The 25,533-nt window shown below is 72.3% G+C and carries 23 protein-coding genes; 4 read left to right on the top strand and 19 right to left on the bottom strand.

Going from position 1 to position 25,533, the window contains the following annotated elements; translation table 11 throughout:
* Positions 1-66: 66 nt before the first annotated feature.
* On the bottom strand, positions 67-870 hold the full coding sequence (locus ACRB68_RS39445) for a peptidylprolyl isomerase (RefSeq protein WP_328595341.1): 804 nt from the start codon (positions 868-870) through the stop codon (positions 67-69).
* 228 nt (positions 871-1,098) lie between these two features.
* Between ACRB68_RS39445 and ACRB68_RS39440 the strand changes: the two genes are divergently transcribed.
* The 3 genes from ACRB68_RS39440 to aspS are packed head-to-tail and all read left to right on the top strand — an operon-like array spanning position 1,099 to position 4,833.
* Positions 1,099-1,794: an MBL fold metallo-hydrolase gene (locus ACRB68_RS39440; protein WP_328595340.1), complete on the top strand. Its 696-nt coding sequence runs from the start codon at positions 1,099-1,101 to the stop codon at positions 1,792-1,794.
* A 10-nt stretch (positions 1,795-1,804) separates the two neighbouring features.
* Positions 1,805-3,073 (top strand): histidine--tRNA ligase, encoded by a 1,269-nt coding sequence (gene hisS, locus ACRB68_RS39435; protein ID WP_153542017.1) that lies wholly within the window; start codon positions 1,805-1,807, stop codon positions 3,071-3,073.
* On the top strand, positions 3,070-4,833 hold the full coding sequence (aspS, locus tag ACRB68_RS39430; RefSeq protein WP_153542015.1) for an aspartate--tRNA ligase: 1,764 nt from the start codon (positions 3,070-3,072) through the stop codon (positions 4,831-4,833). Before hisS ends, aspS begins: the two co-directional genes overlap by 4 nt.
* 60 nt (positions 4,834-4,893) lie before the next feature.
* Here the strand turns inward: aspS and ACRB68_RS39425 are convergent, their stop codons facing one another.
* The 18 genes from ACRB68_RS39425 to pgsA all read right to left on the bottom strand — a co-directional run bounded on the left by ACRB68_RS39425 (position 4,894) and on the right by pgsA (position 22,776).
* A complete protein-coding gene (locus ACRB68_RS39425) occupies positions 4,894-7,068 on the bottom strand; it encodes a RelA/SpoT family protein (protein WP_153542147.1) in 2,175 nt (724 codons plus the stop codon).
* Positions 7,069-7,476: 408 nt separating this feature from the next.
* A complete protein-coding gene (locus tag ACRB68_RS39420; protein WP_328595339.1) occupies positions 7,477-8,001 on the bottom strand; it encodes an adenine phosphoribosyltransferase in 525 nt (174 codons plus the stop codon).
* A gap of 80 nt (positions 8,002-8,081) precedes the next feature.
* Complete coding sequence (gene secF, locus ACRB68_RS39415; RefSeq protein WP_153542013.1) at positions 8,082-9,230, bottom strand: protein translocase subunit SecF; 1,149 nt, start codon at positions 9,228-9,230, stop codon at positions 8,082-8,084.
* A gap of 2 nt (positions 9,231-9,232) precedes the next feature.
* Positions 9,233-10,948 carry a protein translocase subunit SecD gene (gene secD, locus ACRB68_RS39410; RefSeq protein WP_328595338.1) on the bottom strand — a complete coding sequence of 572 codons (1,716 nt, stop codon included), beginning with the start codon at positions 10,946-10,948 and terminating at the stop codon, positions 9,233-9,235.
* Between the two features lie 110 nt (positions 10,949-11,058).
* Entirely contained in the window at positions 11,059-11,463 is a 405-nt protein-coding gene (yajC, locus tag ACRB68_RS39405) for a preprotein translocase subunit YajC (RefSeq protein ID WP_235960965.1), read from the bottom strand.
* 229 nt (positions 11,464-11,692) lie between these two features.
* Positions 11,693-12,772, bottom strand: coding sequence for a Holliday junction branch migration DNA helicase RuvB (gene ruvB, locus ACRB68_RS39400; protein ID WP_153542009.1), 1,080 nt, complete (start codon positions 12,770-12,772; stop codon positions 11,693-11,695).
* A complete protein-coding gene (gene ruvA, locus ACRB68_RS39395; RefSeq protein WP_328595337.1) occupies positions 12,769-13,371 on the bottom strand; it encodes a Holliday junction branch migration protein RuvA in 603 nt (200 codons plus the stop codon). The genes ruvB and ruvA overlap by 4 nt, the downstream gene beginning before the upstream one ends.
* Entirely contained in the window at positions 13,368-13,901 is a 534-nt protein-coding gene (gene ruvC, locus ACRB68_RS39390) for a crossover junction endodeoxyribonuclease RuvC (RefSeq protein ID WP_328595336.1), read from the bottom strand. The genes ruvA and ruvC overlap by 4 nt, the downstream gene beginning before the upstream one ends.
* An 82-nt stretch (positions 13,902-13,983) precedes the next feature.
* Positions 13,984-15,135 (bottom strand): GNAT family N-acetyltransferase, encoded by a 1,152-nt coding sequence (locus tag ACRB68_RS39385; protein WP_153542008.1) that lies wholly within the window; start codon positions 15,133-15,135, stop codon positions 13,984-13,986.
* Positions 15,136-15,211: 76 nt separating this feature from the next.
* Positions 15,212-15,964, bottom strand: a complete 753-nt coding sequence (locus ACRB68_RS39380) for a YebC/PmpR family DNA-binding transcriptional regulator (RefSeq protein ID WP_153542005.1) — start codon at positions 15,962-15,964, stop codon at positions 15,212-15,214.
* Positions 15,965-15,967: 3 nt separating this feature from the next.
* A complete protein-coding gene (gene pdxT / locus ACRB68_RS39375; RefSeq protein ID WP_328595335.1) occupies positions 15,968-16,585 on the bottom strand; it encodes a pyridoxal 5'-phosphate synthase glutaminase subunit PdxT in 618 nt (205 codons plus the stop codon).
* An 84-nt stretch (positions 16,586-16,669) separates the two neighbouring features.
* Complete coding sequence (locus tag ACRB68_RS39370) at positions 16,670-17,281, bottom strand: DUF6928 family protein (RefSeq protein ID WP_153542003.1); 612 nt, start codon at positions 17,279-17,281, stop codon at positions 16,670-16,672.
* Between the two features lie 178 nt (positions 17,282-17,459).
* On the bottom strand, positions 17,460-18,377 hold the full coding sequence (pdxS, locus tag ACRB68_RS39365) for a pyridoxal 5'-phosphate synthase lyase subunit PdxS (protein WP_407924340.1): 918 nt from the start codon (positions 18,375-18,377) through the stop codon (positions 17,460-17,462).
* Positions 18,378-18,478: 101 nt separating this feature from the next.
* Positions 18,479-19,513, bottom strand: coding sequence for a DUF3048 domain-containing protein (locus tag ACRB68_RS39360; RefSeq protein ID WP_328595334.1), 1,035 nt, complete (start codon positions 19,511-19,513; stop codon positions 18,479-18,481).
* 47 nt (positions 19,514-19,560) lie between these two features.
* On the bottom strand, positions 19,561-20,097 hold the full coding sequence (locus tag ACRB68_RS39355; protein WP_328595333.1) for a hypothetical protein: 537 nt from the start codon (positions 20,095-20,097) through the stop codon (positions 19,561-19,563).
* Positions 20,098-20,105: 8 nt separating this feature from the next.
* Positions 20,106-21,239, bottom strand: a complete 1,134-nt coding sequence (locus ACRB68_RS39350; protein ID WP_328595332.1) for a glycosyltransferase family 4 protein — start codon at positions 21,237-21,239, stop codon at positions 20,106-20,108.
* A complete protein-coding gene (locus ACRB68_RS39345) occupies positions 21,236-22,156 on the bottom strand; it encodes a phosphatidylinositol mannoside acyltransferase (protein ID WP_153541999.1) in 921 nt (306 codons plus the stop codon). Before ACRB68_RS39345 ends, ACRB68_RS39350 begins: the two co-directional genes overlap by 4 nt.
* The gene (gene pgsA, locus ACRB68_RS39340; RefSeq protein WP_153541997.1) at positions 22,153-22,776 is read right to left on the bottom strand and encodes a phosphatidylinositol phosphate synthase; all 624 of its coding nucleotides are present in this window, start codon (positions 22,774-22,776) and stop codon (positions 22,153-22,155) included. The genes ACRB68_RS39345 and pgsA overlap by 4 nt, the downstream gene beginning before the upstream one ends.
* A 334-nt stretch (positions 22,777-23,110) precedes the next feature.
* Between pgsA and ACRB68_RS39335 the strand changes: the two genes are divergently transcribed.
* Positions 23,111-25,276 (top strand): elongation factor G-like protein EF-G2, encoded by a 2,166-nt coding sequence (locus ACRB68_RS39335; RefSeq protein WP_153541995.1) that lies wholly within the window; start codon positions 23,111-23,113, stop codon positions 25,274-25,276.
* Positions 25,277-25,533: the final 257 nt, after the last annotated feature.

Raw genomic sequence — 25,533 nt, 5'->3', positions numbered from 1 at the left:
TCCTGAATCGCAGGTCCGGCCGCACTCACAGCCACCGGACCCTCCACACCTTAGTATCCCGTACGCCTATTTCCCGGCGATCGTCACGTCCTCGATCGTCACCTTCTTCTTCGGCTCGCCGGTGCCGTCCTGCCCGGGCTTGGCGATGCCGGCCTTGGCCACGGCCTCCAGCGTGTCCAGCCCCGAGGTGATCTTGCCGAGCACCGTGTAGCTCGGGGGCAGCTGCGAGTCGCCGTAGACCAGGAAGAACTGGCTGCCGTTGCTGCCGGGGGCGCCGGTGTTGGCCATGGCCAGCGTGCCCTTGCCGTACTTGGCGCCGTCGGTGTTCTCGTTGTCGAAGCCGTAGCCGGGGCCGCCGCGGCCGGTGCCGGTCGGGTCGCCGCACTGCAGCATCTTCAGGCCCTCGCCGGTGGACAGCCGGTGGCAGAAGCTCTTGTCCCAGAAGTCCTTCTTGGCCAGGAAGGCGAAGGAGTTCGTCGCGCAGGGCGCCTTCTTGCCGTCCAGCTCCAGGCCGATGTCGCCCTGGGAGGTCTTCAGCGTCGCCTTGACCGTGTCGGTGTAGGCGGGCTTGACCGGCGGCGTGCCGAGCTTCTTGGGGGCGCCCTCGTCCTGGCTGGGCTTGTAGGCGCACTCGCCGGGCTTGGCGGCCGGCGGCTTGGAGGCCTCCGCGTTCGGCTTGGCCTCGGCCTTCTTGTCGTCCTTGCCGACGAGCAGGGCGATGCCGGCACCGCCGGCGGCGATGACCGCCACGGCCGCGACGGCGCCTATGATCTTGATGCGCTGCGCCTTGGCCTGCTCGGCCGCCCGGCGCTGCTCCTGACGCTCGTAGCGCTGCCGTGCGAGCTGCTTCTTGCGGTCCTTCCCCGCCACGTGCCTGCCCTTCCGCTGTGATCAGGTGAACGTGCTGCGCATGGTAGCGGTCACCGGCCGGTGATGGCGCCCCGCCGGCCGGTCCCGGGCCCCGGCACCGGCCTTTGGAACGGGCCATCGGCCGCGGCCGCCACGCGGGACACGGCGAAGCGGCTATCCGTTCGCGGTGGCCATGGCCGCGCCGGTACCCTCGGTGGCACCGCAGCTGGCCTCGAAGGAAGGACGACCGTGCTCGTCGCCGGGTTCCCCGCTGGATCGTTCGCCGCGAACTGCTACATCGTGGCGCCCGCCGCGGGCGAGGAGTGCGTGATCATCGATCCGGGCCAGGACGCCGTGGCCGGGATCGAGGAGATCCTGCGCGAGCACCGGCTGAAGCCGGTCGCCGCGCTGCTCACGCACGGCCATATCGACCACGTCTGGTCGGTCGCGCCGGTCTGCGGTGCCAAGGACATCCCCGCGTTCGTCCATCCGGGCGACCGGGACCTGCTGACCGATCCGGCCAAGGGCCTGTCGCTGCAGGCCGGGCAGCAGCTGTTCGGCGGCATCACGCTGAGCGAGCCCGACGACGTGCGCGAGCTCACCGACGGCGCGGTGCTGGAGCTGGCCGGCCTCAGCCTCACCGTCGACCACGCGCCCGGCCACACGCCCGGTTCGGTGACGTTCCGCACCCCGCCCGCCGGTGACGTCCCCGACGTCATGTTCAGCGGCGACCTGCTGTTCGCCGGGTCGATCGGCCGCACCGACCTGCCGGGCGGCTCCTACGAGCAGATCCTGGCGAGCCTGTCGCGGGTCTGCCTGACGCTGCCCGAGGAGACGGCCGTCCTGCCCGGCCACGGCGGCCAGACCACCATCGGCCGTGAGCGCGCCACCAACCCGTTCCTGGCGGATCTGGTACCCGCCGACGGGCCACACAAGGGATTCTGAGCCAAAGATCATGAGTTCGAGCTTTCAGGCCCCCAAGGGGGTCAGTGAATACGTGCCGCCGCGCGCCGACCTGTTCTACGCGATCCGCGAGGCGTTCGCCGAGCAGGCCCGGCTGGCCGGATACGGCTACCTGGAGCTGGCGGTGTTCGAGGACACCAACCTGTTCAAGCGCGGCGTCGGCGAGTCCACCGACGTGGTCAGCAAGGAGATGTACACCTTCGAGGACCGCGGCGGCCGGTCGCTGACGCTGCGCCCGGAGTTCACCGCCTCGGTGCTGCGCGCGGTGCTGGAGAACAACCTGCACCGCGAGGGCGCGCTGCCGGTCAAGGTCTGGACGACCGGCCCGGCGTTCCGCGCCGAGCGCCCGCAGAAGGGCCGCTACCGGCAGTTCTACCAGCTGGACCTGGAGGCCATCGGCAGCGAGGACCCGCAGGTCGACGCCGAGACGATCGCGATCGCGGCGAACTGGTACCGGAGCCTCGGCCTCACCCAGGTGCGGCTGCTGCTGAACTCGCTCGGCTGCAAGGAGTGCCGCCCGGCCTACCGGGCCCTGCTGCAGGAGTTCCTGCGCGGCCTGGACCTGGACGAGGCCACCCGCGAGCGCATCGAGATCAACCCGCTGCGGGTGCTGGACGACAAGCGCCCGCAGGTGCGCGAGCAGCTGGCCGGCGCGCCGCTGATGGCCGACCACCTGTGCGGCGACTGCAAGGCCTACCACGACAAGGTCCGCGAGCTGCTGGCCGACCTCGGCATCGCCTGGGAGGACACCCCCACGCTGGTGCGCGGCCTGGACTACTACACCCGCACCACCTACGAGTTCGACCACCCGCTGCTCGGCGCCCAGTCGGGCATCGGCGGCGGCGGCCGCTACGACGGCCTGTCGGAGGACATCGGCGGCCCCGAGCTGCCCGGGATCGGGTTCGGGCTCGGCCTGGACCGCACCATCCTGGCGCTGGAGGCCGAGGGCGCGCAGTTCGCGGCCAAGCCGCGCTGCGAGGTGTTCGGGGTGGCGCTCGGCGAGGCCGCCGAGCGCAAGGTGTTCACGCTGGTCGCCGAGCTGCGCCGGGCCGGGATCGCCGCCGACATGGCCTTCGGCGGCAAGAAGCTGAAGGGCGCCATGAAGGACGCCGACCGGTCGGGGGCGAAGTACGCCGTGATCCTCGGCGAACGGGACATCGCCGCCGGCGCGGCCCAGGTCAAGGACCTGGCCGCCGGCGACCAGACCGCCGTCCCGCTCGCCGCAATCGTCTCGACGCTGAAGGAAAGGCTTTCACGATGATCCGCTCACACGAGGCGGGCACGCTCCGCAGGGAGCACGCCGGACAGCAGGTGACGCTGGCCGGCTGGGTGGCGCGCCGCCGCGACCACGGGGGCGTCACCTTCATCGACCTGCGCGACGCCTCCGGCTCCGCCCAGGTCGTCTTCCGCGAGGACGAGGCGGCGCACGACCTGCGCGCCGAGTACTGCGTCCGGGTCGTCGGCGAGGTGCGGATCCGTCCGGCGGGCAACGAGAACCCCGAGCTGCCGACCGGCGACATCGAGGTCGCCGCGACCGAGATCGAGGTGCTGTCGGAGTCCGCGCCGCTGCCGTTCCCGATCGAGGGCGACGTCAACGTCAACGAGGAGATCCGGCTCAAGTACCGCTACCTCGACATCCGCCGCGAGGCCGTCGCCCGCGCGCTGAGGATCCGCTCCCAGGCCTCGTTCCTGGTGCACCGGGTGCTGGACGGGCACGGCTTCGTCAACGTCGAGACCCCGACGCTGACCCGCTCCACCCCCGAGGGCGCCCGCGACTTCCTGGTCCCGGTGCGGCTGAAGCCGGGCCACTGGTACGCGCTGCCGCAGTCGCCGCAGCTGTTCAAGCAGCTGCTCATGGTCGGCGGCCTGGAGCGCTACTACCAGCTCGCCCGCTGCTACCGCGACGAGGACTTCCGCGCCGACCGGCAGCCCGAGTTCACCCAGATCGACATCGAGATGTCGTTCGTCGAGCAGGACGACGTGCTGAAGGTCGGCGAGGACCTGGTGGCGACGCTGTGGAAGGAGATCGCCGGGTACGAGATCCCGCGGCCGATCCCCCACATGACCTACGCCGACGCCCTGTCGCGGTACGGGTCCGACAAGCCCGACCTGCGGTTCGGCAACGAGCTGACCGAGATGACGGAGTACTTCGCGGGCACCTCGTTCCGGGTGTTCCAGGCGCCCTACGTCGGCGCGGTCGTCATGCCCGGCGGCGCGTCGCAGACCCGCAAGGAGCTGGACGCCTGGCAGGACTGGGCCAAGGCGCGCGGCGCCCGCGGCCTCGCCTACGTGCTGGTGCAGGAGGACGGGACGCTCGGCGGCCCGGTCGCCAAGAACCTGTCCGACGCCGAGAAGGAGGGGCTGGCCGCCAAGGCCGGCGCCGCCCCCGGCGACGCGATCTTCTTCGGCGCGGGCCGGCCGCACGCCACCCGCGAGCTGCTCGGCGCGGCCCGGCTGGAGATCGGCCGCCGCTGCGACCTGATCGACGAGTCGGCCTGGGCGTTCGTGTGGATCGTGGACGCGCCGATCTTCGAGCCGGTGGAGGACGACAAGGGCGAGCGGATCGGCTGGACGTCGGTGCACCACCCGTTCACCGCGCCGAAGCCCGAGTACGCCGACACCTTCCAGGACGACCCGGGCTCGGCCCTGGCCAACGCCTACGACATCGTCTGCAACGGCAACGAGATCGGCGGCGGCTCGATCCGTATCCACCGCGCCGAGATGCAGCAGCGGGTGTTCGACGTGCTCGGCCTGTCCAAGGAGGAGGCCGAGTCGCAGTTCGGCTTCCTGCTGGAGGCGTTCAAGTTCGGCCCGCCGCCGCACGGCGGCATCGCGTTCGGCTGGGACCGCACGATCATGCTGCTGGCCGGCGAGCCCTCGATCCGCGACGTCATCGCCTTCCCCAAGGCCGCGTCCGGGTACGACCCGCTGACCGCCGCGCCCACGCCGATCACCGCGCAGCAGCGCAAGGAGGCCGGGGTGGACGTCGACCCCGCCAAGGAGGCGGCCGACAAGGCCTGAGCCATGACGCGAAGAAGGGCCGCTCCGGACGGAGCGGCCCTTCTTCGCGTCCGGGGCCTGCTACCGGGGGGCGCCGCTGGTGACGCGGTACACGTCGTAGACGCCGTCGATGGACCGCACGGCCTTCAGCACGTGCCCGAGGTGCTTGGGGTCGCCCATCTCGAAGGTGAAGCGGCTGACGGCGACGCGGTCGCGGGTGGTGGTGACCGACGCCGACAGGATGTTGACGTGCTGGTCGGACAGGACCCGGGTGACGTCCGACAGCAGCCGCGGCCGGTCCAGCGCCTCGACCTGGATCGCGACCAGGAAGACCGAGTCCTCGCCGGGCGACCACTTGACGTCGATCAGCCGGTCGGGCTGCGACTTCAGGCTGTCGACGTTGGCGCAGTCGGCGCGGTGCACCGACACGCCGTGGCCGCGGGTGACGAACCCGACGATGTCGTCGCCGGGCACCGGGGTGCAGCAGCGCGACAGCCGCACCCACACGTCGGGGTCGCCCGCCACGACCACGCCGGGGTCGGCGGACGGCCGGCTGCGCTTGCGGCGGGTCGGCACCGCGATCTCGGCGAGGTCCTCCTCGGCGCTCTCCACGCCGCCGAGCGCGTCCACCAGGCGCTGCACGACGGTCTGCGCCGACACCTGGTTCTCGCCGACCGCCGCGTACAGCGACGACACGTCGGCGTAGCGCATGTCGCGGGCGAGGGCCAGCAGCGCCTCCCCCGACATCATCCGCTGCAGCGGCATGTTCTGCTTGCGCATCGCGCGGGCGATGGCCTCCTTGCCCGACTCGATCGCGGTGTCGCGGCGCTCCTTGGAGAACCAGTGCTTGATCTTGTTGCGGGCGCGGGCGGACTTGACGAAGTTCAGCCAGTCGCGGGAGGGGCCCGCGTCGGGCGACTTGGAGGTGAAGACCTCGACGGCGTCGCCGTTGTCCAGGGTGGACTCCAGCGGCACCAGCCGGCCGTTGACGCGGGCGCCGATACATCGGTGCCCGACCTCGGTGTGGATGGCGTAGGCGAAGTCGACCGGGGTGGCGCCCTGCGGCAGCGCCATCACGTCGCCCTTGGGGGTGAAGACGAACACCTCCGACACCGACAGGTCGAAGCGCAGCGACTCCAGGAACTCGGCCGGGTCGGCGGTCTCCTTCTGCCAGTCCAGCAGCTGGCGCAGCCACTGCATGTCGGCCGCCTTGCGGCCGCCGACCGTCTCCTCCTTGTACTTCCAGTGCGCGGCGACGCCGTACTCGGCGCGCCGGTGCATGCCCCAGGTGCGGATCTGCAGCTCCACCGGCTTGCCCTCGGGGCCGATGACGGTGGTGTGCAGCGACTGGTACATGTTGAACTTCGGCATCGCGATGTAGTCCTTGAACCGGCCGGGGACCGGGTTCCACCGCGCGTGGATCGTGCCGAGGGCGGCGTAGCAGTCGCGGACGCTGTCCACCAGGACCCGGATGCCGACCAGGTCGTAGATGTCGTCGAACCCGACATCGCGGGCGATCATCTTCTGGTAGATCGAGTAGTAGTGCTTGGGCCGGCCGGTGACGGTCGCCTTGATCTTGGACTCGCGCAGGTCGGCCGAGACGTTCTCGATGACCTCCTGCAGGAAGATGTCGCGGCGCGGGGCGCGCTCGGACACCAGCCGGGCGATCTCGTCGAACCGCTTGGGGTACAGGGTGGCGAAGGACAGGTCCTCCAGCTCCCACTTCAGCGTGTTCATGCCGAGGCGGTGCGCCAGCGGGGCGAACACCTCCAGCGTCTCGCGCGCCTTCTTCTCCTGCTTGTGCCGCGGCATGTAGCGCAGCGTGCGCATGTTGTGCAGCCGGTCGGCGAGCTTGATGACCAGGACGCGGATGTCGCGGGCCATCGCCACGACCATCTTGCGCACGGTCTCGGCCTCGGCGGCGTCGCCGTACTTGACCTTGTCGAGCTTGGTGACGCCGTCGACCAGCGCGGCGATCTCGTCGCCGAAGTCGGCGCGCAGCTCGTCCAGGGTGTAGGGGGTGTCCTCGACGGTGTCGTGCAGCAGCGCCGCGCAGATCGTCTCGGTGTTCATGCCGAGCTCGGCGAGGATGGTGGCGACCGCGAGCGGGTGGGTGATGTAGGGATCGCCGCTCTTGCGCTTCTGGTCGCGGTGGTAGTGCGCGGCCACGTCGTAGGCGCGCTCGATCATCCGCAGGTCCGCTTTGGGGTGGGTGTTGCGGACGGTCTTGTTGAGTGGTTCCAGTACCGGGTTCATGGCAGGTCCGCGCTGGGCGCCGAGCCTGGCGAGCCTACGGCGCACCCGGGCGGCAGAGGGTGGGATGGCGGCCGGGGCCGGCCGGGAGGGGTCGGCCGGTTCGGCCGGGTCGGCCGCGGCGGGCGGCGTGGTGCCGCCCGCCCGGCCGGCGGGTGCGGGCGGGCGGGTCGCCGGGGGCGTGGCGGGCGTCCCGGCCGGCGGCGCGGTGTCGCGCGCGGCCCCGGGCGCGGCGGTGTCGTCACGCGCGGCGCCGGGCACCGCGTCATGGCTCACCGCTCCGGTCGATACCGCCTCACCTGGCACCCAGCCTCCTTAGCGCATGCGGGCGCGGCCCTTGGTCGTCCCGCGGGGAGCGCCCGTCCCCGCCGGACCGCCGATTCCGCCAGTCTATCCGGCGGCCTTTCGGCACTAGACCTTGACCAGGGAATGGACGTCCAGATCCCCCAGCTTGGCGCGGCCGTCCAGGAACGTCAGCTCCATCAGCACCGACAGCCCGGCGACCTCGCCGCCGCCGCGCCGCACCAGCTCGGCCGCCGCGCGGGCGGTGCCGCCGGTGGCCAGCACGTCGTCGACGATCAGCACCCGCTCACCGGGCGCGAACGCGTCGGTGTGCATCTGGATGGTCTCGGTCCCGTACTCGAGATCATAGTTCTCCTCGATGGTGGCCGCGGGCAGCTTTCCCTTTTTCCGCACCGGGACGAAGCCCGCGCCGAAGTGGTAGGCGACCGGGGCGGCCAGGATGAACCCGCGCGCCTCGATCCCGACGATCTTGTCGACGGTGCCGCGGCCGTGGTGGGCGACGATGGCGTCCACCACGCCGGCGAACGCCACGTGGTCGGCCAGCAGCGGCGTGATGTCCTTGAACAGCACCCCGGGCTTGGGGTAGTCGGGAACGTCGCGGATCCGGTCCTGGATCAGCCTGTCGAGGTCCACTGGTTCCTCCTGTGCTCATGACGACGGCCGTGCCCGCCCGCAGGGGGGTGGGCACGGCCGCCGGTGATCTCGTACGGGGACTACTTGTTGCGGCGCTGCGTCCGGGTGCCCTTCTTGGGCTGGTTGCGCGACCCCTGCTGGACGACCTTGCGGACGGTCACCCCGGCCGGGACGCCCTCCTGGGAGGCGTCGTCGCCGGCGGCGGGCGCGGGCTCGTCGTCCACCTCGTCCACGGCCGAGGCCGCCTTGGCGGACTTGGCCTGCCGCTTGGCGCTGGCCTCGCGGCGCGCGATGTTGGCCCGCAGCTCGCGGTAGCGCGGCTCGCGCTCCTTCAGCTGCACCAGCAGCGGCGTGGCCACGCAGATCGAGGAGTAGGTACCGACGATCATGCCGACGAACAGCGACAGCGACAGGTCCTTCAGCGTGCCCGCGCCGAACAGCGTGGTGCCGATGAACAAGATCGCGCCGACCGGCAGGATCGCGACCAGCGAGGTGTTCAGCGAGCGGATCAGCGTGCTGCTGAGCGCCTGGTTGGCCGCCTCGCTGTAGGTGATCTTGGAGGTCGGGGTCAGCGGCCTGGTGACCTCCTTGATCATGTCGAACACCACGACCGCGTCGTACAGCGAGTAGCCGAGGATGGTGAGGAAGCCCAGCAGCGTCGCCGGGGTGACCTCGAAGCCCGACCAGGCGTACACGCCGGCGGTGATGACCAGGTCGTGCAGCAGCGCGACCATCGCCGCCACCGCCATCCGCCACTCGAAGGCGACCGACAGGTAGGCGACGATCAGGACCATGAAGACGATCAGCGCCTGCCAGGCCTTGTTCTGGATCTCACCGCCCCAGGAGGCGCCGACGACCTGGGTGCTGACCTTGTCGGCCGGCACCTTCAGCTCCTTGGCGATGTTCTCCTTGACCTTGGTGACCTCGGGCGACTCCAGGCTCTCGGTGGTGACGCGCCAGTCGCCGCCCGCCTTCTGCACGATCGCCTGGTGCGGGCCGGCGCCGGTGACCGCGCCGCGCACCTGCTCGATGGACTGGCCGCCGGCCTTGAAGGTGAAGACCGAGCCGCCCTTGAACTCCACGCCGAAGTTCATGCCCTGGATGAGCAGGCCGGCGATGGAGAACACCAGCAGCAGGCCCGAGATGGAGTACCAGATCTTGGGCTTGCCGACGATGTCGGCGCTGATCTCGCCCCGGTAGATCCGGGAAAGGGCTGCGCGCAGGCCCATGGTCACGCCTCCTGGCTCTTCGGACGGGCGGTGGCGACGGGCGCCGGCTCCTTGTGCAGCTTCCTCGGGTCCAGGCCCGACAGCGGGTGGCCCCGGCCGAAGAAGTCGGTCCGCGCCAGCAGCGCGACCAGCGGCTTGGTGAAGAAGAAGACCACCACGACGTCGATCAGGGTGGTCAGGCCCATCGCGAACGCGAAGCCCTTGACGCCGCCGACGGCGAGGAAGAACAGCACCAGCGCCGCGATGAAGGTCACCGCGTCGGCGACCAGGATGGTGCGCCGCGCCCGCTTCCACGCCACCTCGACCGAGGGCCGCAGCCGGCGGCCCGCCCGCAGCTCGTCACGGAGCCGCTCGAAGTACACGATGAAGGAGTCGGCGGTGATGCCGATGGACACGATGAGGCCGATGATGTGCGCCAGCGAGAGCCGGAAGCCCATGTTCTCGCCGAGGATCACCACCGACAGGTAGGTGATGCCGGCCGCGACCACCAGGCTGGACACCGCCACCAGGCCGAGGCCCCGGTAGTACAGCAGGCAGTACAGCACGACCAGGGCGAGGCCGATCCCGCCGGCGATCAGGCCGCCGCGCAGCTGGTCGGTGCCGAGGGTGGAGGACACCTCGTCGATGGAGCTCTGCTTGAACTCCAGCGGCAGCGCGCCGTACTTCAGCACGTTGGCGAGGTTGGTGGCGTAGGCCTGGTCGAAGCTTTCGGGCGGGCCGTCGATGCTGGCGGAGCCGCCGGTGATCGCGCCGCGGCTGATGCTCGGCGCCGACACCACCTGGCCGTCCAGCACGATCGCGACCTGCGCCTGCGGCGAGTTCGGGCTCGCCTGGTAGGCCTGGGAGGCCTCGGTGGTCACCGCGCCGAAGTCCTTGGCGCCCTTGCCGTCGAACTTCAGCCCGACCGACCAGCTCGCCGAGGCCTGCTGGGCGTTCGGCGGCATCGCGTCGGCGCTGGTGACGTTCTTGCCGTCCACCCGCACCGGGCCGAGGATGTACTTGCCGATCTGCCCCTTCTCGGCCTTCTCGTCGCACGCGGCGACCCACTGGCGGTTCGGGTCGTTGGCGCCGGGCACGCGCCGGTCGCCGTGGTAGCAGTCCAGCTTGGCGAACTGCTCCAGCACCGCCTTGTCCTTGATCGCGGACAGGCCGCCGTCGGGCTGCGGCGTGATCGGCGGCACCGAGGCCTGCGGCGACGGCTTGGCCGAGGCCGACGGGCTCGGCGACGGCGCGGTCAGCGCCTGCGACAGCGCGCGGCCGCGCGGCGACGGCGAGGCCGACGGCTGGGCCGAGGACCGCGGCGACGGCGTCGAGGACGCCGACGGCTTGGCGCCCTTGTCCTTGCCGTCCTTGCCGCTCGGGCTCGGCGACGGCGAGGGCACCGTGGTCGGCTTGCCGTCGGTCACCGCGAACACCTGGCGGAACTGCAGCCTGGCCGTGGTGCCGATGAGCTGGACGACGCGGCCCTGCCCCTCACCGGGCACGTTCACCACGATGTTGTTGCTGCCCTGCTTGGCCACCTCGGCCTCGGCGACGCCCAGACCGTTGACCCGCTTGGTCATGATCTTGACGGCCTGGTCCATCTGGGTGGCCGGCGGGTTCTTGCCGTTCTCGGTCTTGGCGGTGAGCGTCACCGTCGTCCCGCCGGCGAGATCGAGCCCGAGTTTCGGGGTCGTCTGGCCCTGCAGGAACATCACACCGGTCAGAACGGCCAGCACCGCGAAGAGCGCGAAGAGCGTGCGCCCGGGCCTGGGAACATTGCTACGAGGCGGAGCCACTGGTCGTCATACTTCCCGTCTTGGAGTGTCGTTGCCGGTCGAGCCTCGGATCAGGCCGAGGGCTTGTCCGCGGCCTTGGCCGTGGAGACGGGCTCGGGGGCCTCGCCGGCAGCGTCCTTGGCGTCGTCCTTGGTCAGCTCGACCCGCTCGCCGGCGGGCTCGCCGTCCTCGGCGACGTCGTCGTCGTCGATCTCATCGTCGGCCACGTCGTCCTTGACCACCTGCATGACGGCCTGCTTGAGGAAGCGGGCCTGCACGCCGGGGGCGATCTCCAGCAGCACGCCGTCGTCGTCGACCTCGACCACGGTGGCGTGCATGCCGGCGGTGGTGATCACCTTGGCGCCGGGCTCGACCGAGCTCTGCATGTTCAGCTGCTCCTTGCGCCGCTTGCTCTGCGGGCGGATCAGCAGAAAATAGAACACCAACGGCACTGCGAGCAGCATCAGCAGGGTCATGGGGCTGCCGCCGCCCGAATTGGATGCCGCAATAATCATGTCGCTGCCCATAACAGGGCGTCCTTCCGATGTGGTTTGCCCAGCCTGTCGCCGAAATCGGCCTCGCCCCACTGGGCAGTCGGCTGGAACCGGTGACCAAGTCCCGGAGTCTAGAGAGTACGCCAGACCCCGGCAACGACGTGACGAGCGACGGTCCCGGAAGGTTCCCAACCCGTTACCGGATGATCACCTATCCCGTTTCGCCGGGATCGTCCCCCACCTCGAAGAGGGTGCCGGCGAGCGGCGCGGTCGGCGGCACCGGCAGGCCGAGATGCGCCCAGGCCGCCGGGGTCGCGATCCGGCCGCGCGGGGTGCGCGCCAGCAGCCCCTGGCGGACCAGGAACGGCTCGGCGACGACCTCGACCGTCTCGGGCTCCTCCCCCACCGACACCGCGAGCGTGGACAGCCCGACCGGGCCGCCGCCGAACTTGCGCAGCAGCGCGTTCAGCACCGCCCGGTCCAGCCGGTCCAGGCCGCGCTCGTCCACCTCGTACAGGCTGAGCGCCTCGCGCGCCGACTCCAGCGTGACCTCGCCGCCGGTGCGCACCTCGGCGAAGTCGCGGACCCGGCGCAGCAGCCGGTTGGCGATGCGGGGGGTGCCCCGGGACCGGCCCGCGACCTCGGCCGCGGCATCGTCTGCGATGCGCACGTCCAGCAGCCGCGCGGACCGCTTGATGATGACCTCCAGCTCGGCCGGGCCGTAGAAGTCCATGTGCGCCACGAACCCGAACCGGTCGCGCAGCGGCCCGGGCAGCATCCCGGCCCGCGTCGTCGCACCGACCAGGGTGAACGGGGCGATGTCCAGCGGGATCGCGGTCGCGCCCGGGCCCTTGCCCACCACGACGTCGACCCGGAAGTCCTCCATCGCCATGTAGAGCATCTCCTCGGCGGGACGGGCCATCCGGTGGATCTCGTCCAGGAACAGCACCTCCCCCTCGGAGAGCGTGGACAAGATCGCCGCCAGGTCCCCGGCCCGCTCGATCGCCGGGCCCGAGGAGATGCGCAGCGGCTGCTCCAGCTCCGCCGCGATGATCATCGCGAGGGTGGTCTTGCCGAGCCCCGGGCCGCCCGACAGCAGCACGTGGTCGGGCGTGCGGCCCCGCCGCAGCGCGCTGTGCAGCACCAGCGACAACTGCTCGCGGACGCGGTCCTGCCCGACGAAGTCGTCCAGCTGCTTGGGCCGCAGCGCGGCCTCGATGACCTGCTCCTCCGAACCGGCCGCGTCGGCGGAGACCAGCCGCTCCTCGTACCGTTCCTCGTAGTCGCTCATCGCGACAGCTTCTTCAGGGCGGCCTTCAGCAGGACCGGCACCGGCGGCACGTCGGCGCCCTCCAGGTCGGCGGCGACGGCGTCCACGGCGGCGTCGGCGTCGCGCGCCGACCAGCCGAGGTTGACCAGGCCCGCCTGCACCTGGTCGCGCCAGGCGGCCGCGCGGGCCGGGACGCGCGCGTCCGGGGCGTCGCCGATGGGGCCGCCGAGGCGGTCCTTCAGCTCCAGCACGATGCGCTGCGCGCCCTTCTTGCCGATGCCGGGCACCTTGACCAGGGCGTTCAGGTCCTCGGCCGCGACCGCGTGGCGCAGCGCGTTCGGGGTGTGCACCGCCAGCATCGCCAGGGCGAGGCGGGGGCCGACGCCGCTCGCGGTCTGCAGCAGCTCGAACACCTGCCGCTCGTCGTCGTCGGCGAACCCGAACAGCGTCATCGAGTCCTCGCGCACGATCAGCGACGTCGGCACCTGGGCCTGCTCGCCGACCCGCAGCCCCGCGAGCGTCGCCGGGGTGCACTGCACCGCGTACCCGACGCCCCCCACGTCGATCACGGCCCCCTCCGGGCCGCTCGCGGCGACCCGGCCGCTGACGAAGGCGATCACTGCCCGTTCCCTCCCCTGCTCCTGGCGCCCAGCCGCGCCGACTCCAGCCGCGCCTGCGCGCCGCCCCGCCACACATGGCAGATCGCCAGCGCGAGGGCGTCCGCGGCGTCGGCCGGCTTCGGCGCCGTCTCCAGCCGCAGCAGCCGGGTCACCATCATCGTCACCTGCGCCTTGTCGGCGCGCCCGTTCCCGGTCACCGCCGCCTTGGCCTCGCTCGGGGTGTGCATGGCCACCGGCAGGCCGCGCCGGGCCGCCGCCAGCATCGCCACGCCCGCCGCCTGCGCGGTGCCCATCACCGTGCGCACGTTGTGCTGGGCGAACACCCGCTCGACCGCGACCGCGTCGGGCCTCAGCTCGTCCAGCAGCGCCTCCAGGCCCTGCGCCACGCCGAGCAGCCGCTCGGCGATCGGCGCGTCCGGGCTGGTCCGCACCACCGAGACGTGGACCAGGCGCAGCGGCTTGCCCGGCGCCCCCTCGACCACGCCCACCCCGCACCGGGTGAGCCCGGGGTCCACGCCCATCACCCGCACGGCCGCTCCTTCGATCATCTGTTCGGTCAGCGGCCACGCTATCGGACCCCGCCCCCATCCTCCCCCCCCCCGGCGGGCCGGGTCAGAAGAAGTCGAGCGCGTAGGGCTCCGCCGCGAACGCCGCGCCGAGCGCGCCGGTGTCACCGCCCGCGAGCAGGCCCGCGCGGCGCAGCGTGGCCACCGGGACGCCCGAGTACAGCGCCGCCAGCCCCCGCGGGCCCAGCCGGACGGCCCCCGCGTGCCCGGCGGAACGCTCCAGGCGCCCCTCGCCGTCCTTGACCACCAGCGTCCAGGACCCGGCGTTGGCGGGCACCTGCGGGTCCTCGACCTCCAGCGGGACCTCGGCGGTGACGCCCGCCGGGTAGCCGCGCGCCTCGATCGCCGCCGGTGCGTCCACCACGCGCAGCATCCAGCGGGTGCGCGTCAGCCGCTCGCTCTCCCGCTCGCGGAGCGTCCAGAGGACGGGATCGTGCGGTGCGACGATCGCCCGCACCGTCTCGGCGGTGGACGAGCCCGAGCCGACGACCGCCCACAGCGCCCGCACCGTCGCCGCCGAGGCCCCGACCAGCCTGGCCACCACCAGCGCGGTGTTCCCCTCGTCCCAGCCGTAGGACAGGAAGCCGTCCTCGGCCAGGTAGTGGAAACCCCTGTCGTCGAGGGCCGGGCGCCAGGACTCCTCGCTCCGGTCGACCGCACCGCAGTCCCCGGCGGCCTCGTGGATCCGGCGCAGCGTCGCCGCGACCTCGGCCGCGTCATCCGGCCCGGCCCGGCGCACCGGCACCGCCGTCTCAGCGCGGGCGACCCGCAGGAACTCCGTGCGCAGCTCCACCTCGTCCCTGGAACCCGCGTGCTCCCAGCCGAGCGAGCGGTAGAGCGGAGTGGTCGCCGGATACAGCATCGACACCGCATGGCCGAAGTCCGCGCAGCGGCGCAGCACCTCGGTCATCAGCGCCCGGCCGAGCCCCCGCCCGCGCGCCTCGGGCACCACCGCGACCCCGCCCACACCGCCCATCGACACCCGGCGGCCGTGCCACCACTGCCCCATGTCGTGCAGCCGCGCGGTGGCGACCAGCCGGCCGTCCTCATAGGCGCCGAACAGGCGGCCGGTCTCCAGAAGCGGCCGGGCGCCGCGGACGGATCGCTCCCAGTCGGCGTCGGTGATGGCACCGAACGCCTGGGCGAGCACGGCACGGGTGGGCTCATAGTCGTCAAGGGTCAGTGCGCGGATGTCCATGTGCCGACGTTAGAGCACAAAACGCCGACGCCGCCGGACCCCTGCGGGGTGCGGCGGCGTCGGCGGAGACGTACCGTCAGGCGTCGATGGAGGCCATGACCTCGTCCGAGACGTCGAAGTTGGCGTAGACCTCCTGGACGTCGTCGGAGTCCTCCAGCGCGTCCAGCAGGCGGAACACCTTGCGGGCGTTCTCCTCGTCCAGCTCGACCGACACGGTCGGCAGGAACTTGCTCTCGGCCGACTCGTAGTCGATGCCGGCGTCCTGCAGCGCCTTGCGGACGGCGATCAGGTCGCCCGCCTCGGAGACGACCTCGAACTCCTCGCCGATGTCGTTGACCTCCTCGGCGCCCGCGTCCAGGACCGCCATCATGACGTCGTCCTCGCTGGTGCCGTTCTTGGGCACGACCACGACGCCCTTGCGGTTGAACATGTAGGACACCGAGCCGGGGTCGGCCAGCGAGCCGCCGTTGCGGGTCAGCGCGACGCGCACCTCCGAGGCGGCCCGGTTGCGGTTGTCGGTGAGGCACTCGATGAGCACCGCGACGCCGCCGGGGGCGTAGCCCTCGTAGGTGATGTTCTGCCAGTCGGCGCCGCCCGCCTCCTCACCGGCGCCGCGCTTGCGCGCGCGCTCGATGTTGTCGTTCGGCACCGAGCTCTTCTTGGCCTTGTAGATGGCGTCGTAGAGCGTCGGGTTGGCCTCGGGGTCACCGCCGCCGGTGCGGGCCGCGACCTCGATGTTCTTGATGAGCTTGGCGAACAGCTTGCCGCGCTTGGCGTCCAGCGCGGCCTTCTTGTGCTTGGTCGTCGCCCATTTGGAATGGCCGGACATTCGTTACTCCTCCTCCATCGCCCGGCGCACCAGATCGGCGAAGTAGTGGTGCACGCGGTGGTCGCCCGTCAGTTCAGGGTGGAACGAGGTCGCCAGGAGACGGCCCTGACGGACGGCGACGATCCTACCGACGTTCGGGCCGCCCTCGGCACGTCCGAGCACCTCGACACCGGCGCCGACGCTCTCCACCCAGGGTGCGCGGATGAAAACGGCGTCGAACGGCGTGTCCCCCATGCCGGTCAGCCGCACCCGCGACTCGAAGGAGTCGACCTGGCGGCCGAAGGCGTTGCGGCGCACCGTCATGTCGATGCCGCCGATGGTCTCCTGGCCGGCCATGCCGTCCTGGATGCGGTCCGCCAGCATGATCATGCCGGCGCAGGAGCCGTAGACGGGCAGGCCCGCCTCCACCCGCTTGCGCAGCGGCTCCAGCAGGTCGAAGGAGCGGGCCAGCTTCCACATCGTGGTGGACTCGCCGCCGGGGATGACCAGGCCGTCCACCCGCTCCAGCTCCTCGGGGCGGCGGACCCGCAGCGTCGCGGCCCCGGCGCCCTCCAGCGCCTGCGCGTGCTCGCGCACGTCGCCCTGCAGGGCGAGGACACCGATGGTGGGCACAGCGGTCACAAGGCACCTTCCGGAAGAATATCGGGGGGTCGTCGCACCCCTGGATGTTGGCTACAACGCTCCTGGGAGCGGGGGTTCTTCCCCTCAGGAGAGCTTGAAGCGGCGCAGCGGCAGCTCCAGCGGCAGGAAGCCGTCGTCGCCGCGGTCGGCGATGCCGCGCCCGAACATGTGGGCGCGGGCGAGGGCCAGGCCGAACTCCTCGGGGTCGAACGGCAGCGGGACGTCGCCCGCCTCGCCGACGGCCGCCCAGAAGGGGGCCTCGGCGGGCAGCCGGTCGCCCTGGTCGACCACCACGCCGTCCTCGGCGGTGACGAAGACGTCGCGGCGCAGCTCGCCGGAGTCGTACCAGCGGAACCAGCAGCCCGCGATGACGCTGTGCAGGACCAGCACGCCGCAGCGGGCGCCGGGCAGCGCCGCGGCGGCCGTGTCGGCGATGCGGCGGGCGTCGTCGTCCAGGCCGAACAGCCGCCGGTCGCACAGCAGCAGGGCCCGGTCGAACACCCCGGCGAACAGCTCGTCCTCGTAGGGCCACAGGGCGAAGTCCAGGACGGTCTCGCCGGTCTCGGTCAGCCGGGCCCCGGGGTACAGGGCGCCGGCCAGGGCCGCGGCGGCCTCCGGGTCGGGCACCAGGCCCGGCCGGAACACCTCGGCGGGTTCTCCCCTGCTCGCGCAGGCGAGCGCGACCGACCAGCCCATGTCCAGCCCCTTCCCGCGGCCGCACACAACGCCGGCAAGACCCTGACGCCCCCCGGGCCGGCCGCGCCGTCAGCGTAACCCTCCGGCCGGGCCCTGTGGAGGGCGCCCGGCCGGTAACCGCCCGGTCAGCGGACCGGGCGGCCGCCCGCCTCGTCCGAGACCCCCGCCGGGGCCGGGGTCACCAGCCGCGGTGCGCGAACTTCTGGTCCTCGCCGAGGGAGGCGACGTTGATGCCGACCATGGCCTCGCCGAGCCCGCGGGAGACCTTGGCGATCACGTCGGGGTCGTCGTGGAAGGTGGTGGCCTTCACGATCGCCTCGGCGCGCTGGGCCGGGTTGCCGGACTTGAAGATGCCCGAGCCGACGAACACGCCCTCGGCGCCGAGCTGCATCATCATGGCGGCGTCGGCGGGGGTGGCGATGCCGCCCGCGGTGAACATCACGACCGGCAGCCTGCCGTTGCGGGCCACCTCGGCGACCAGCTCGTAGGGCGCCTGCAGCTCCTTGGCGGCGACGAACAGCTCGTCGTCGCGCAGCGCGCCGAGCGCCCGGATCTCGCCGAGGATCTTACGCATGTGCGTGGTGGCGTTGGAGACGTCGCCGGTGCCGGCCTCGCCCTTGGAGCGGATCATCGCCGCGCCCTCGGTGATGCGGCGCAGCGCCTCGCCGAGGTTGGTGGCGCCGCACACGAACGGCACGGTGAAGGCGTGCTTGTCGATGTGGTTGGCGTAGTCGGCCGGGGTGAGCACCTCGGACTCGTCGATGTAGTCGACGCCGAGGGCCTGCAGCACCTGGGCCTCGACGAAGTGGCCGATGCGGGCCTTGGCCATGACCGGGATGGAGACGGCCTGGATGATCCCGTCGATCATGTCCGGGTCGCTCATCCGGGAGATGCCGCCCTCGGCGCGGATGTCGGCGGGGACGCGCTCCAGGGCCATGACGGCGACGGCGCCGGCGTCTTCGGCGATCTTGGCCTGCTCCGGGGTGACGACGTCCATGATCACGCCGCCCTTGAGCTGCTCCGCCATGCCGCGCTTGACCCGCGCCGTCCCGGTGGCGGGTGCGGTGTTCTCAGAAGCCGGGCTGGAAGTGGACACGGGCAATCCTCACATGAACGGATGACAAGTCGGGTTCCATGATATTGCCTGCTAGGGCCACCTCTCGACCCGGCAGAGTGTCAGCGTGGCCGCCCGCCCTGTTACGGGATGTAGGGCTTTCCGTCGTTGAGCAGCACGATCCACACCTGGCCGGTCGCGAACGTCATCGGTTTGCCGTCGGCGGTGGTGAAGGAGGTGCCCTTGTCCTCACTCGGCCGCGACCACCTGGCGTCGTAGGACTTGCCGTCGCGCAGCACGGTGGCGCGGCCGGTGCCGGTGGTGTGGATCAGCGGGGTGTAGCTGCCGAGGAAGTCGTGGAACTTGGACCGGGTGGTCCTGGCGTACTGCAGGACGACGGTCTGCCCGCCGAGACGCCCGCCTTCGGCGGCCATGTCGGGGGTGCCGCCCCAGGAGGCCAGCCAGCGCTTCTCCTTGGCCGACCAGGTGAACCCCATGTTGGCGGCGGGCCACTTGGCGCTCGCCGTCGTGACGGGCTTGCCGCCCTCGGGCGCCGGGCCGAACCGGAAGCCGATGTCGCGCGGGCCTTCGGCCTTCGGGGCCTGCTTGAGCAGGTTCCTGGGGTCGGCGTACAGGTTGTAGGGGGGCCGGGCGTTGGCGCCGCGGAAGTAGGCCGAGCCGCCGTTGTCCTGGGAGATGTCGTCCACCGGCGCGCGGCGGATGTACTTCTTCATCTTGCTCTGCACGCCGGAGAAGGCGAAGGCGGGGTGGCCGAACTGCGGGAGCAGGTGCAGGTCGGAGATGCGGGCGCTGCGGACGGGGCCGACCTTCTTCGGCAGCTGGGAGGAGTAGACCGCCATCAGGCGGGTCTCGCCGCCCTCGACCTGCTCGACGTAGACGATGTCGGCGGCCTTGACGCCGCTCTGCGGCATCGCGGGGCGGGTGTTCTCGATCTTGACGGCGAGCACCGGGTTGCGCAGCCCGCTCTTGCCGCCGGTGAAGGGGTGCACGGTGGGCGCCGCGGCGGGCGTGCCGGCGGCGCCGCCGGTGCCGCCGGACGGGGCGACCTTGGCCGGTCCGTCCGAGCCCGAGCACGCGGTCAGCGCGGTGGCCAGGACCGCCGTCCCGGCCGTGGCGGCCATCCGCCCGGGCACCGACCGTACACCGACGAAAACCACCAGTTACCCCCTACTTCGGCAAAGTCAGCCTGAGGGTAGCGAATTGGTCAAAACCGGGGCGGCTCTACATCGATCTCGAAGAAGCCGGGCAGCGGCGCGCGGCCCGCGAGCGGCAGCACCCGGATCAGCAGCCTGCGGCGGGCGGCGCGGGCGGCGGCGACCGCGTCGTTGTAGAAGCTGCGCGCGTAGACCACCTTGGCGGCGGCGGCGGCGAGCTCCTCCAGGGTCTCCGCGCCGTCCGCGCGGCCGGCGAAGGCGGCGGCGAAGCCCGGCTGGTCGACCACGGCCCGCAGCGCCCGCGACAGGTCGCTCTCGGCGAACTCGCGGCGCTCGGCGTCGGCGGTGCGCGCCTCGTGCGCGGCGGTGGCGAGCACCAGGCTGGTCGCCGGGTCCAGCAGCCGGGACGCGGCCAGCTCCAGCGCGACGGCGGCGCGGCGCACCAGGGCGGCGTCGAGCGCGGCGCGGGCGGTCTCCACCCGCACGTGCAGCCGGTCCAGCCGGGTCGCCCGCCACGACACGTACACGCCGACCAGGAAGACGACCGCGACCCAGAACAGCACGTCGATGATCCAGTCGTAGGACACCGGTCCTCCTAGTCGCCGCGCCCGGCGACGACGGCGCCGGCGCCCGCGGTGACGGTCTCGTAGACGCGCAGCACGTCGCGGGCGACCGCCGACCAGTCGTAGGCGCGCACGGCCGCGCGGGCCTCGGCCGACAGCTGCTTGCGGCGCGCCGGGTCGTCCAGCAGCGCGGCGGCGGCGTCCGCGAGCGCCCGGTGGTCGCCGGCCGGGAACAGCGCGCCGGCCCGGCCGCCGAGCAGCACCCGGTCGAACGCCTCGATGTCGCTGGCCAGGATCGGCGCGCCCGCCGACATGGCCTCGGCGAGCACGATGCCGAAGCTCTCGCCGCCGAGGTTGGGCGCGACGAAGGCGTCCACCGAGTGGTAGGCGCGGACCTTGTCCTGCTCGCTGACCATGCCGAGCAGGACCACCCGGTCGCGCAGCCCGGGCGCGACCTTGGCGGTCACGTCCGCGGCGTCGCCGGGGCCGGCGATCAGCAGCCGCAGCCCGGGGCGGCCCGGGGCCAGGATCTCGAAGGCGCGCAGCAGCACCTGCAGTCCCTTGCGGGGCTCGTCCATGCGGCCGAGGAAGCCGAGCGCGCCGCCCTCGCCGGGCCAGCCGGGCAGCGGTTCGGCCATCGCGTAGCGCTCGGTGGCCACCCCGTTGGGGATCAGCACCGCGTCGCCGCCGAGGTGCTCGACCAGGGTGGTGCGGGCGGCCTCCGACACCGCGATCCGCCCGGTGATCTTCTCCAGCCCGCTCTGCAGGATGGGCGCGGTCACCGACACCACCCGCGACTTCTCGTAAGAGGCGTGGAAGGTGCCGACGATCGGCCCGTCGGCGGCCCAGCAGGCCAGCAGGCCGAGGGACGGCGCGGCCGGCTCGTGCACGTGCAGCACGTCGAAGCCGCCGTCGTTGATCCAGCGGCGGACCCGGGCGGCCGACAGGAACCCGAACGCCAGCCGCGCCACCGAGCCGTTGTAGGGCACCGGGACGGCGCGGCCCGCCGGGACCGCGTACGGCGGCAGCTCGGCGTCGTCGTCGGCCGGGGTGATCACCGACACCTCGTGGCCGAAGCCGATCAGCGCCTCGGCCAGGTCGCGGATGTGCTGCTGGACGCCGCCCGGCACGTTCCAGGTGTAGGGGCAGACGAGGCCGACCTTCACCGCGCGGCCCCCGGCAGGTCCGCCACCCAGACCTTCTGCAGCATGTGCCAGTCCTCGGGGTGCGCGGCGATGCCCTCCTGGAAGGCGGACGCGAGCTCCTGCGTCATCGCCCTGATCTTCTCCTGCCTGCCGCCGCCGTCGGGCACGGGGATCTCCTCGTGCACCCGGGCCCCCCAGTACTCGCCTTCGTACCACAGCGTCACCGGGAACAGCGCGGCGCTGGTCTGGACGGCCAGCGCCGCCGACACCGCGGGCATCCGCGCGGTCTGGCCGAAGAACTCCACGTCCACGCCGCTGTCGGTGAGGTCGCGGTCCACCACCAGGCAGACGGGCCGGCCGGCGCGCAGCCGCTGGGCGAGCCGCCCGAACGCCGAGGCGCCCTTGTGCGGCAGCACCTCCATGCCGAGGCTCTCGCGGAACTCCACGAAGCGGTCGAACAGCGACTCGGGCTTCAGCCGCTCGGCGACGGTGGTGAACGGGTAGCCGCTGTGCACCAGCCAGGCGCCGGCCTGCTCGTAGTTGCCCATGTGCGGCAGGGCGAGGATCGCGCCGCGGCCGGAGTCCAGGGTGGCGAACAGCTTCTCGTGGCCGGTGACGCGCATCCGGCCGACGATGCGGTCGCGGTCGTACTCGGGGAGGCGGAACACCTCCAGCCAGTACCGGAAGTAGGAGCGCAGCACCTTCTTGCTGAGGACGCGCACCTCGTCGTCGACGGCGTCCTTGCCGAGGACCCGGCACAGGTTGCGCTCCAGCTGCCGCACGCCGCCGCCGTGCTGGTGCCAGGTGCGGTCGGCCAGGCCGGTGAACGCCAGCCGCGCGGCCCGCTCGGGCATCTTGCGGACGACGGTCCAGCCGAGCGCGTAGGCGGCGTCCATGACCTCGTCGCGGATGCCGGCCGGGCCTGGCAGGGGGCTCATGCGCGGGGCTCCGCGGCCACCGGCGCCTCGCGCGCCTGCTTCCACACCGTGGCGAAGCGCTGCCCGACGGTGACGGTGCTGAGCACCGCCAGCACCCAGAGCGCGCCGGTGAGCACGTAGGGCAGGCCGAGGCCGTCGAGCCCGGCGGCGACCAGCGCGATGACCAGCCGCTCGGAGCGTTCGGCGATGCCCACGTTGCAGGTGTAGCCGAGGCCCTCGGCGCGGGCCTTGGCGTAGGACACCACCACGCCCGAGACCAGGCAGAACAGGGCGACGCCGGCCAGGGTGTGCTCGCCGTGCCGGTCCAGGCCGATCATCAGCCCGGCGAAGATGGCGGCGTCGGCGACGCGGTCCATGGTGGAGTCCAGGAACGCGCCGAACTTGGAGGTCTTGCCGGTGACCCGGGCGACCGCGCCGTCCAGCATGTCGAACAGCACGAAGGCGGTGATCACCAGCGTGCCCCAGAAGAAGGAGTGGCGGGGGAACCAGCCGAGCGCGCCCGCGACGACGCCGGCCGTCCCGATCAGGGTGATGGCGTTGGGCGAGACCCCGGTCCGCGCGACCGCCTGTCCGACGGGGGTCAGGACGCGTCCGATCGCGGGCCGCAGTTTGTTGAGCATCGCCGTCCGTTCGTGAGTGCGGATTTTCAGGGCCCTTCGGCCACGGGCGCGCCCATCGTAGTGGGCATGTCCGGCACCCGGGACGAGCCGCGGCACGCCGAGCGAAGTGACAACCCCGACATCGGGCCCCCTCTCTCATCAACACCCCGCTCATTGCCCCGCACCCCTTGTGATCCTGGCCCGGGCGGGAAAAGGTGGTGGTACGGGTGTGACGACGGTCACGCACGTCGCTGAGGCCGGACGCCGCACTCGGACGCCGGGGCCGGGCCCGGGAAGGGCCGGGCCCGAGCCGCACGCGGCCCCCGTCCCGGGGGCCCCGTCCGAGGAGGTAGTCATGGCGGACAAGGGAGGCCATCCGGGAGCCCCCGGCAGGGCACCGGAGGCCGGCCGGCCCGACAAGGTGCGCAACGTCGTGCTGGTCGGCCATTCGGGGGCGGGCAAGACGACCCTGGCCGAGGCGCTGCTGGCCGAGACCGGCACGATCCAGCGGGCCGGCCGGGTCGAGGAGGGCACCACGGTCGGCGACTTCGACGAGGTGGAGGTGCGCCAGCAGCGCTCGGTCAACCTGGCGGTCGTGCCGTTCATGGCCGGCGACGTCAAGGTCAACCTGATCGACACGCCCGGGTACGCCGACTTCACCGGCGATCTGCGGGCCGGGCTGCGGGCCGCCGACGCGGCGCTGTTCGTGGTCTCGGCGGTGGACGGCGTCGACGGGGTCACCCGGCTGCTGTGGGAGGAGTGCGCGGCGGTGGGGATGCCCCGCGCGGTCGTCATCACCAAGATCGACCAGCAGCGCGGCGACTTCGACGAGGTGCTGGCGACCTGCCAGGACGCCTTCGGCGAGGGCGTGCTGCCGTGCTACTTCCCGGTCGGCGAGGGCGACCGGCCGACCGCGCTGGTCGGGCTGCTCACCCAGCGCTGCTTCGACTACTCCGGTGACGGGCGGCGCGAGTGCGACCCCGACCCGGCGCTGCTGGACCGGATCGCCGAGCTGCGCGGCGCGCTGATCGAGGGGATCATCCAGGAGAGCGAGGACGAGTCGCTCATGGAGCGCTACGTCGGCGGCGAGGAGATCGACGTCAAGGCGCTCATCGCCGACCTGGAGACCGCGGTCGCGCGCGGCAGCTTCTACCCGGTGCTGACCACCTCGGTCCCGCACGGCGACCACCCCGGGCCGGTGATCGGGATGCGCGAGCTGCTGGAGGTCGTCACGCAGGCGTTCCCGTGCCCGGCCGAGCACGCCGTCCCGCCGGTGACCGCGGTGAAGGGCGGGCCGCCCAAGGCGGTGGCGTGCGATCCGGACGGGCCGCTGGTGGCCGAGGTGATCAAGACGACGTCCGACCCCTACGTCGGCCGGATCTCGCTGGTGCGGGTGTTCTCCGGGACGCTGCGCCCCGACACGGTGGTGCACGTGTCCGGGCACGGCCTGGCGGACCGCGGCCACGAGGACCACGACGTGGACGAGCGGGTCGGCGCGCTCGGCTCCCCGCTCGGCAAGGCGCAGCGCCCGATGGCCTCGTGCGCGGCGGGCGACATCTGCGCGGTGGCCAAGCTGACCCGGGCCGAGACCGGCGACACCCTGTCGGACCCGGCCGCGCCGATGCTGATGGCGCCCTGGTCGATGCCCGACCCGCTGCTGCCGGCGGCGATCCGGGCGCGGTCCAAGGCCGACGAGGACAAGCTCGGCCAGGCGCTGGCCCGCCTGGTCGCCGAGGACCCGACGCTGCGGCTGGAGAACAACGCCGAGACCCACCAGCTGGTGCTGTGGTGCATGGGCGAGGCGCACGCCGACGTGCTGATCGAGCGGCTGCGCACCCGTTACGGCGTGGAGGTGGAGCGGGTCGAGCCGCGGGTGCCGCTGCGCGAGACGTTCGGCGGGCGGGCCGAGGGGCTCGGCCGGCACGTCAAGCAGAGCGGCGGGCACGGGCAGTACGGCATCTGCCAGGTGGAGGTGGAGCCGCTGCCGCCCGGGTCGGGCCTGGAGTTCGTCGACAAGATCGTCGGCGGGGTGGTGCCGCGGCAGTTCATCCCGTCGGTGGAGAAGGGCGTGCGGCAGCAGATGGCGCGCGGCGTGGCCGCGGGGTACCCGCTGGTTGACCTCAAGGTCACCCTGTTCGACGGCAAGGCGCACTCGGTCGACTCCTCCGACATGGCCTTCCAGGCGGCGGGCGCGCTCGCGCTGAAGGACGCCGCGGCCAAGGTGCCGGTCCTGCTGCTGGAGCCGGTGGACGAGGTCGCGGTGCTGATCGCCGACGAGTACGTGGGCTCGGTCATGTCGGACCTGTCCGCGCGGCGCGGCCGGGTGCTCGGCACCGAGACGGTGCCGGGCGGCCGCACCCTGATCAAGGCGGAGGTGCCGCAGCTGGAGATCGTCCGCTACGCCACCGACCTGCGGTCGCTGTCGCAGGGCACCGGCACGTTCAGCCGCGCGTTCCTGCGGTACGAGCCGCTGCCGCCGCAGCTGACCGACAAGGTCGCCGCCGCCGAGCGGGCCGGCTGACCGGCCGGAGGACGCCGCCGTCCTGCCGCCGGCCCGTATAAGCCGGTGGCAGGACGTTCCCTCATTCTTCAGGTTGACATCAGGCGGCGTTCAGGTCGTTCATCGGGCCGATGACCGTGTCTCCCCGCCGTGGGATTCTGAAAAGGTCATGGGGCGCACACGGGATTCACAACCACATAACTCCCCATCGGCGGACATATCTCCGCCGGCCCGGCCGGACCGCCGCTCACTGGTCAAGGGGCTGCTGATCGGGGCGG

Source organism: Actinomadura macrotermitis, from assembly GCF_009604375.1.
Taxonomy (GTDB): Bacteria; Actinomycetota; Actinomycetes; order Streptosporangiales; family Streptosporangiaceae; genus Spirillospora; species Spirillospora macrotermitis.
The sequence above is the reverse complement of the archived record's forward strand: the minus strand, read 5'-3'. Positions and strand labels throughout refer to the sequence as shown.

Coding starts and splice junctions, on each gene's coding strand:
- hisS (WP_153542017.1), top strand. CDS start 1,805: ATGAGTTCGAGCTTTCAGGCCCCCAAGGGGGTCAGTGAATACGTGCCG.
- aspS (WP_153542015.1), top strand. CDS start 3,070: ATGATCCGCTCACACGAGGCGGGCACGCTCCGCAGGGAGCACGCCGGA.
- ACRB68_RS39425 (WP_153542147.1), bottom strand. CDS start 7,068: ATGAACCCGGTACTGGAACCACTCAACAAGACCGTCCGCAACACCCAC.
- secF (WP_153542013.1), bottom strand. CDS start 9,230: ATGGGCCTGCGCGCAGCCCTTTCCCGGATCTACCGGGGCGAGATCAGC.
- yajC (WP_235960965.1), bottom strand. CDS start 11,463: ATGACCCTGCTGATGCTGCTCGCAGTGCCGTTGGTGTTCTATTTTCTG.
- ruvB (WP_153542009.1), bottom strand. CDS start 12,772: ATGAGCGACTACGAGGAACGGTACGAGGAGCGGCTGGTCTCCGCCGAC.
- ACRB68_RS39385 (WP_153542008.1), bottom strand. CDS start 15,135: ATGGACATCCGCGCACTGACCCTTGACGACTATGAGCCCACCCGTGCC.
- ACRB68_RS39380 (WP_153542005.1), bottom strand. CDS start 15,964: ATGTCCGGCCATTCCAAATGGGCGACGACCAAGCACAAGAAGGCCGCG.
- ACRB68_RS39370 (WP_153542003.1), bottom strand. CDS start 17,281: ATGGGCTGGTCGGTCGCGCTCGCCTGCGCGAGCAGGGGAGAACCCGCC.
- ACRB68_RS39345 (WP_153541999.1), bottom strand. CDS start 22,156: ATGAGCCCCCTGCCAGGCCCGGCCGGCATCCGCGACGAGGTCATGGAC.
- pgsA (WP_153541997.1), bottom strand. CDS start 22,776: ATGCTCAACAAACTGCGGCCCGCGATCGGACGCGTCCTGACCCCCGTC.
- ACRB68_RS39335 (WP_153541995.1), top strand. CDS start 23,111: ATGGCGGACAAGGGAGGCCATCCGGGAGCCCCCGGCAGGGCACCGGAG.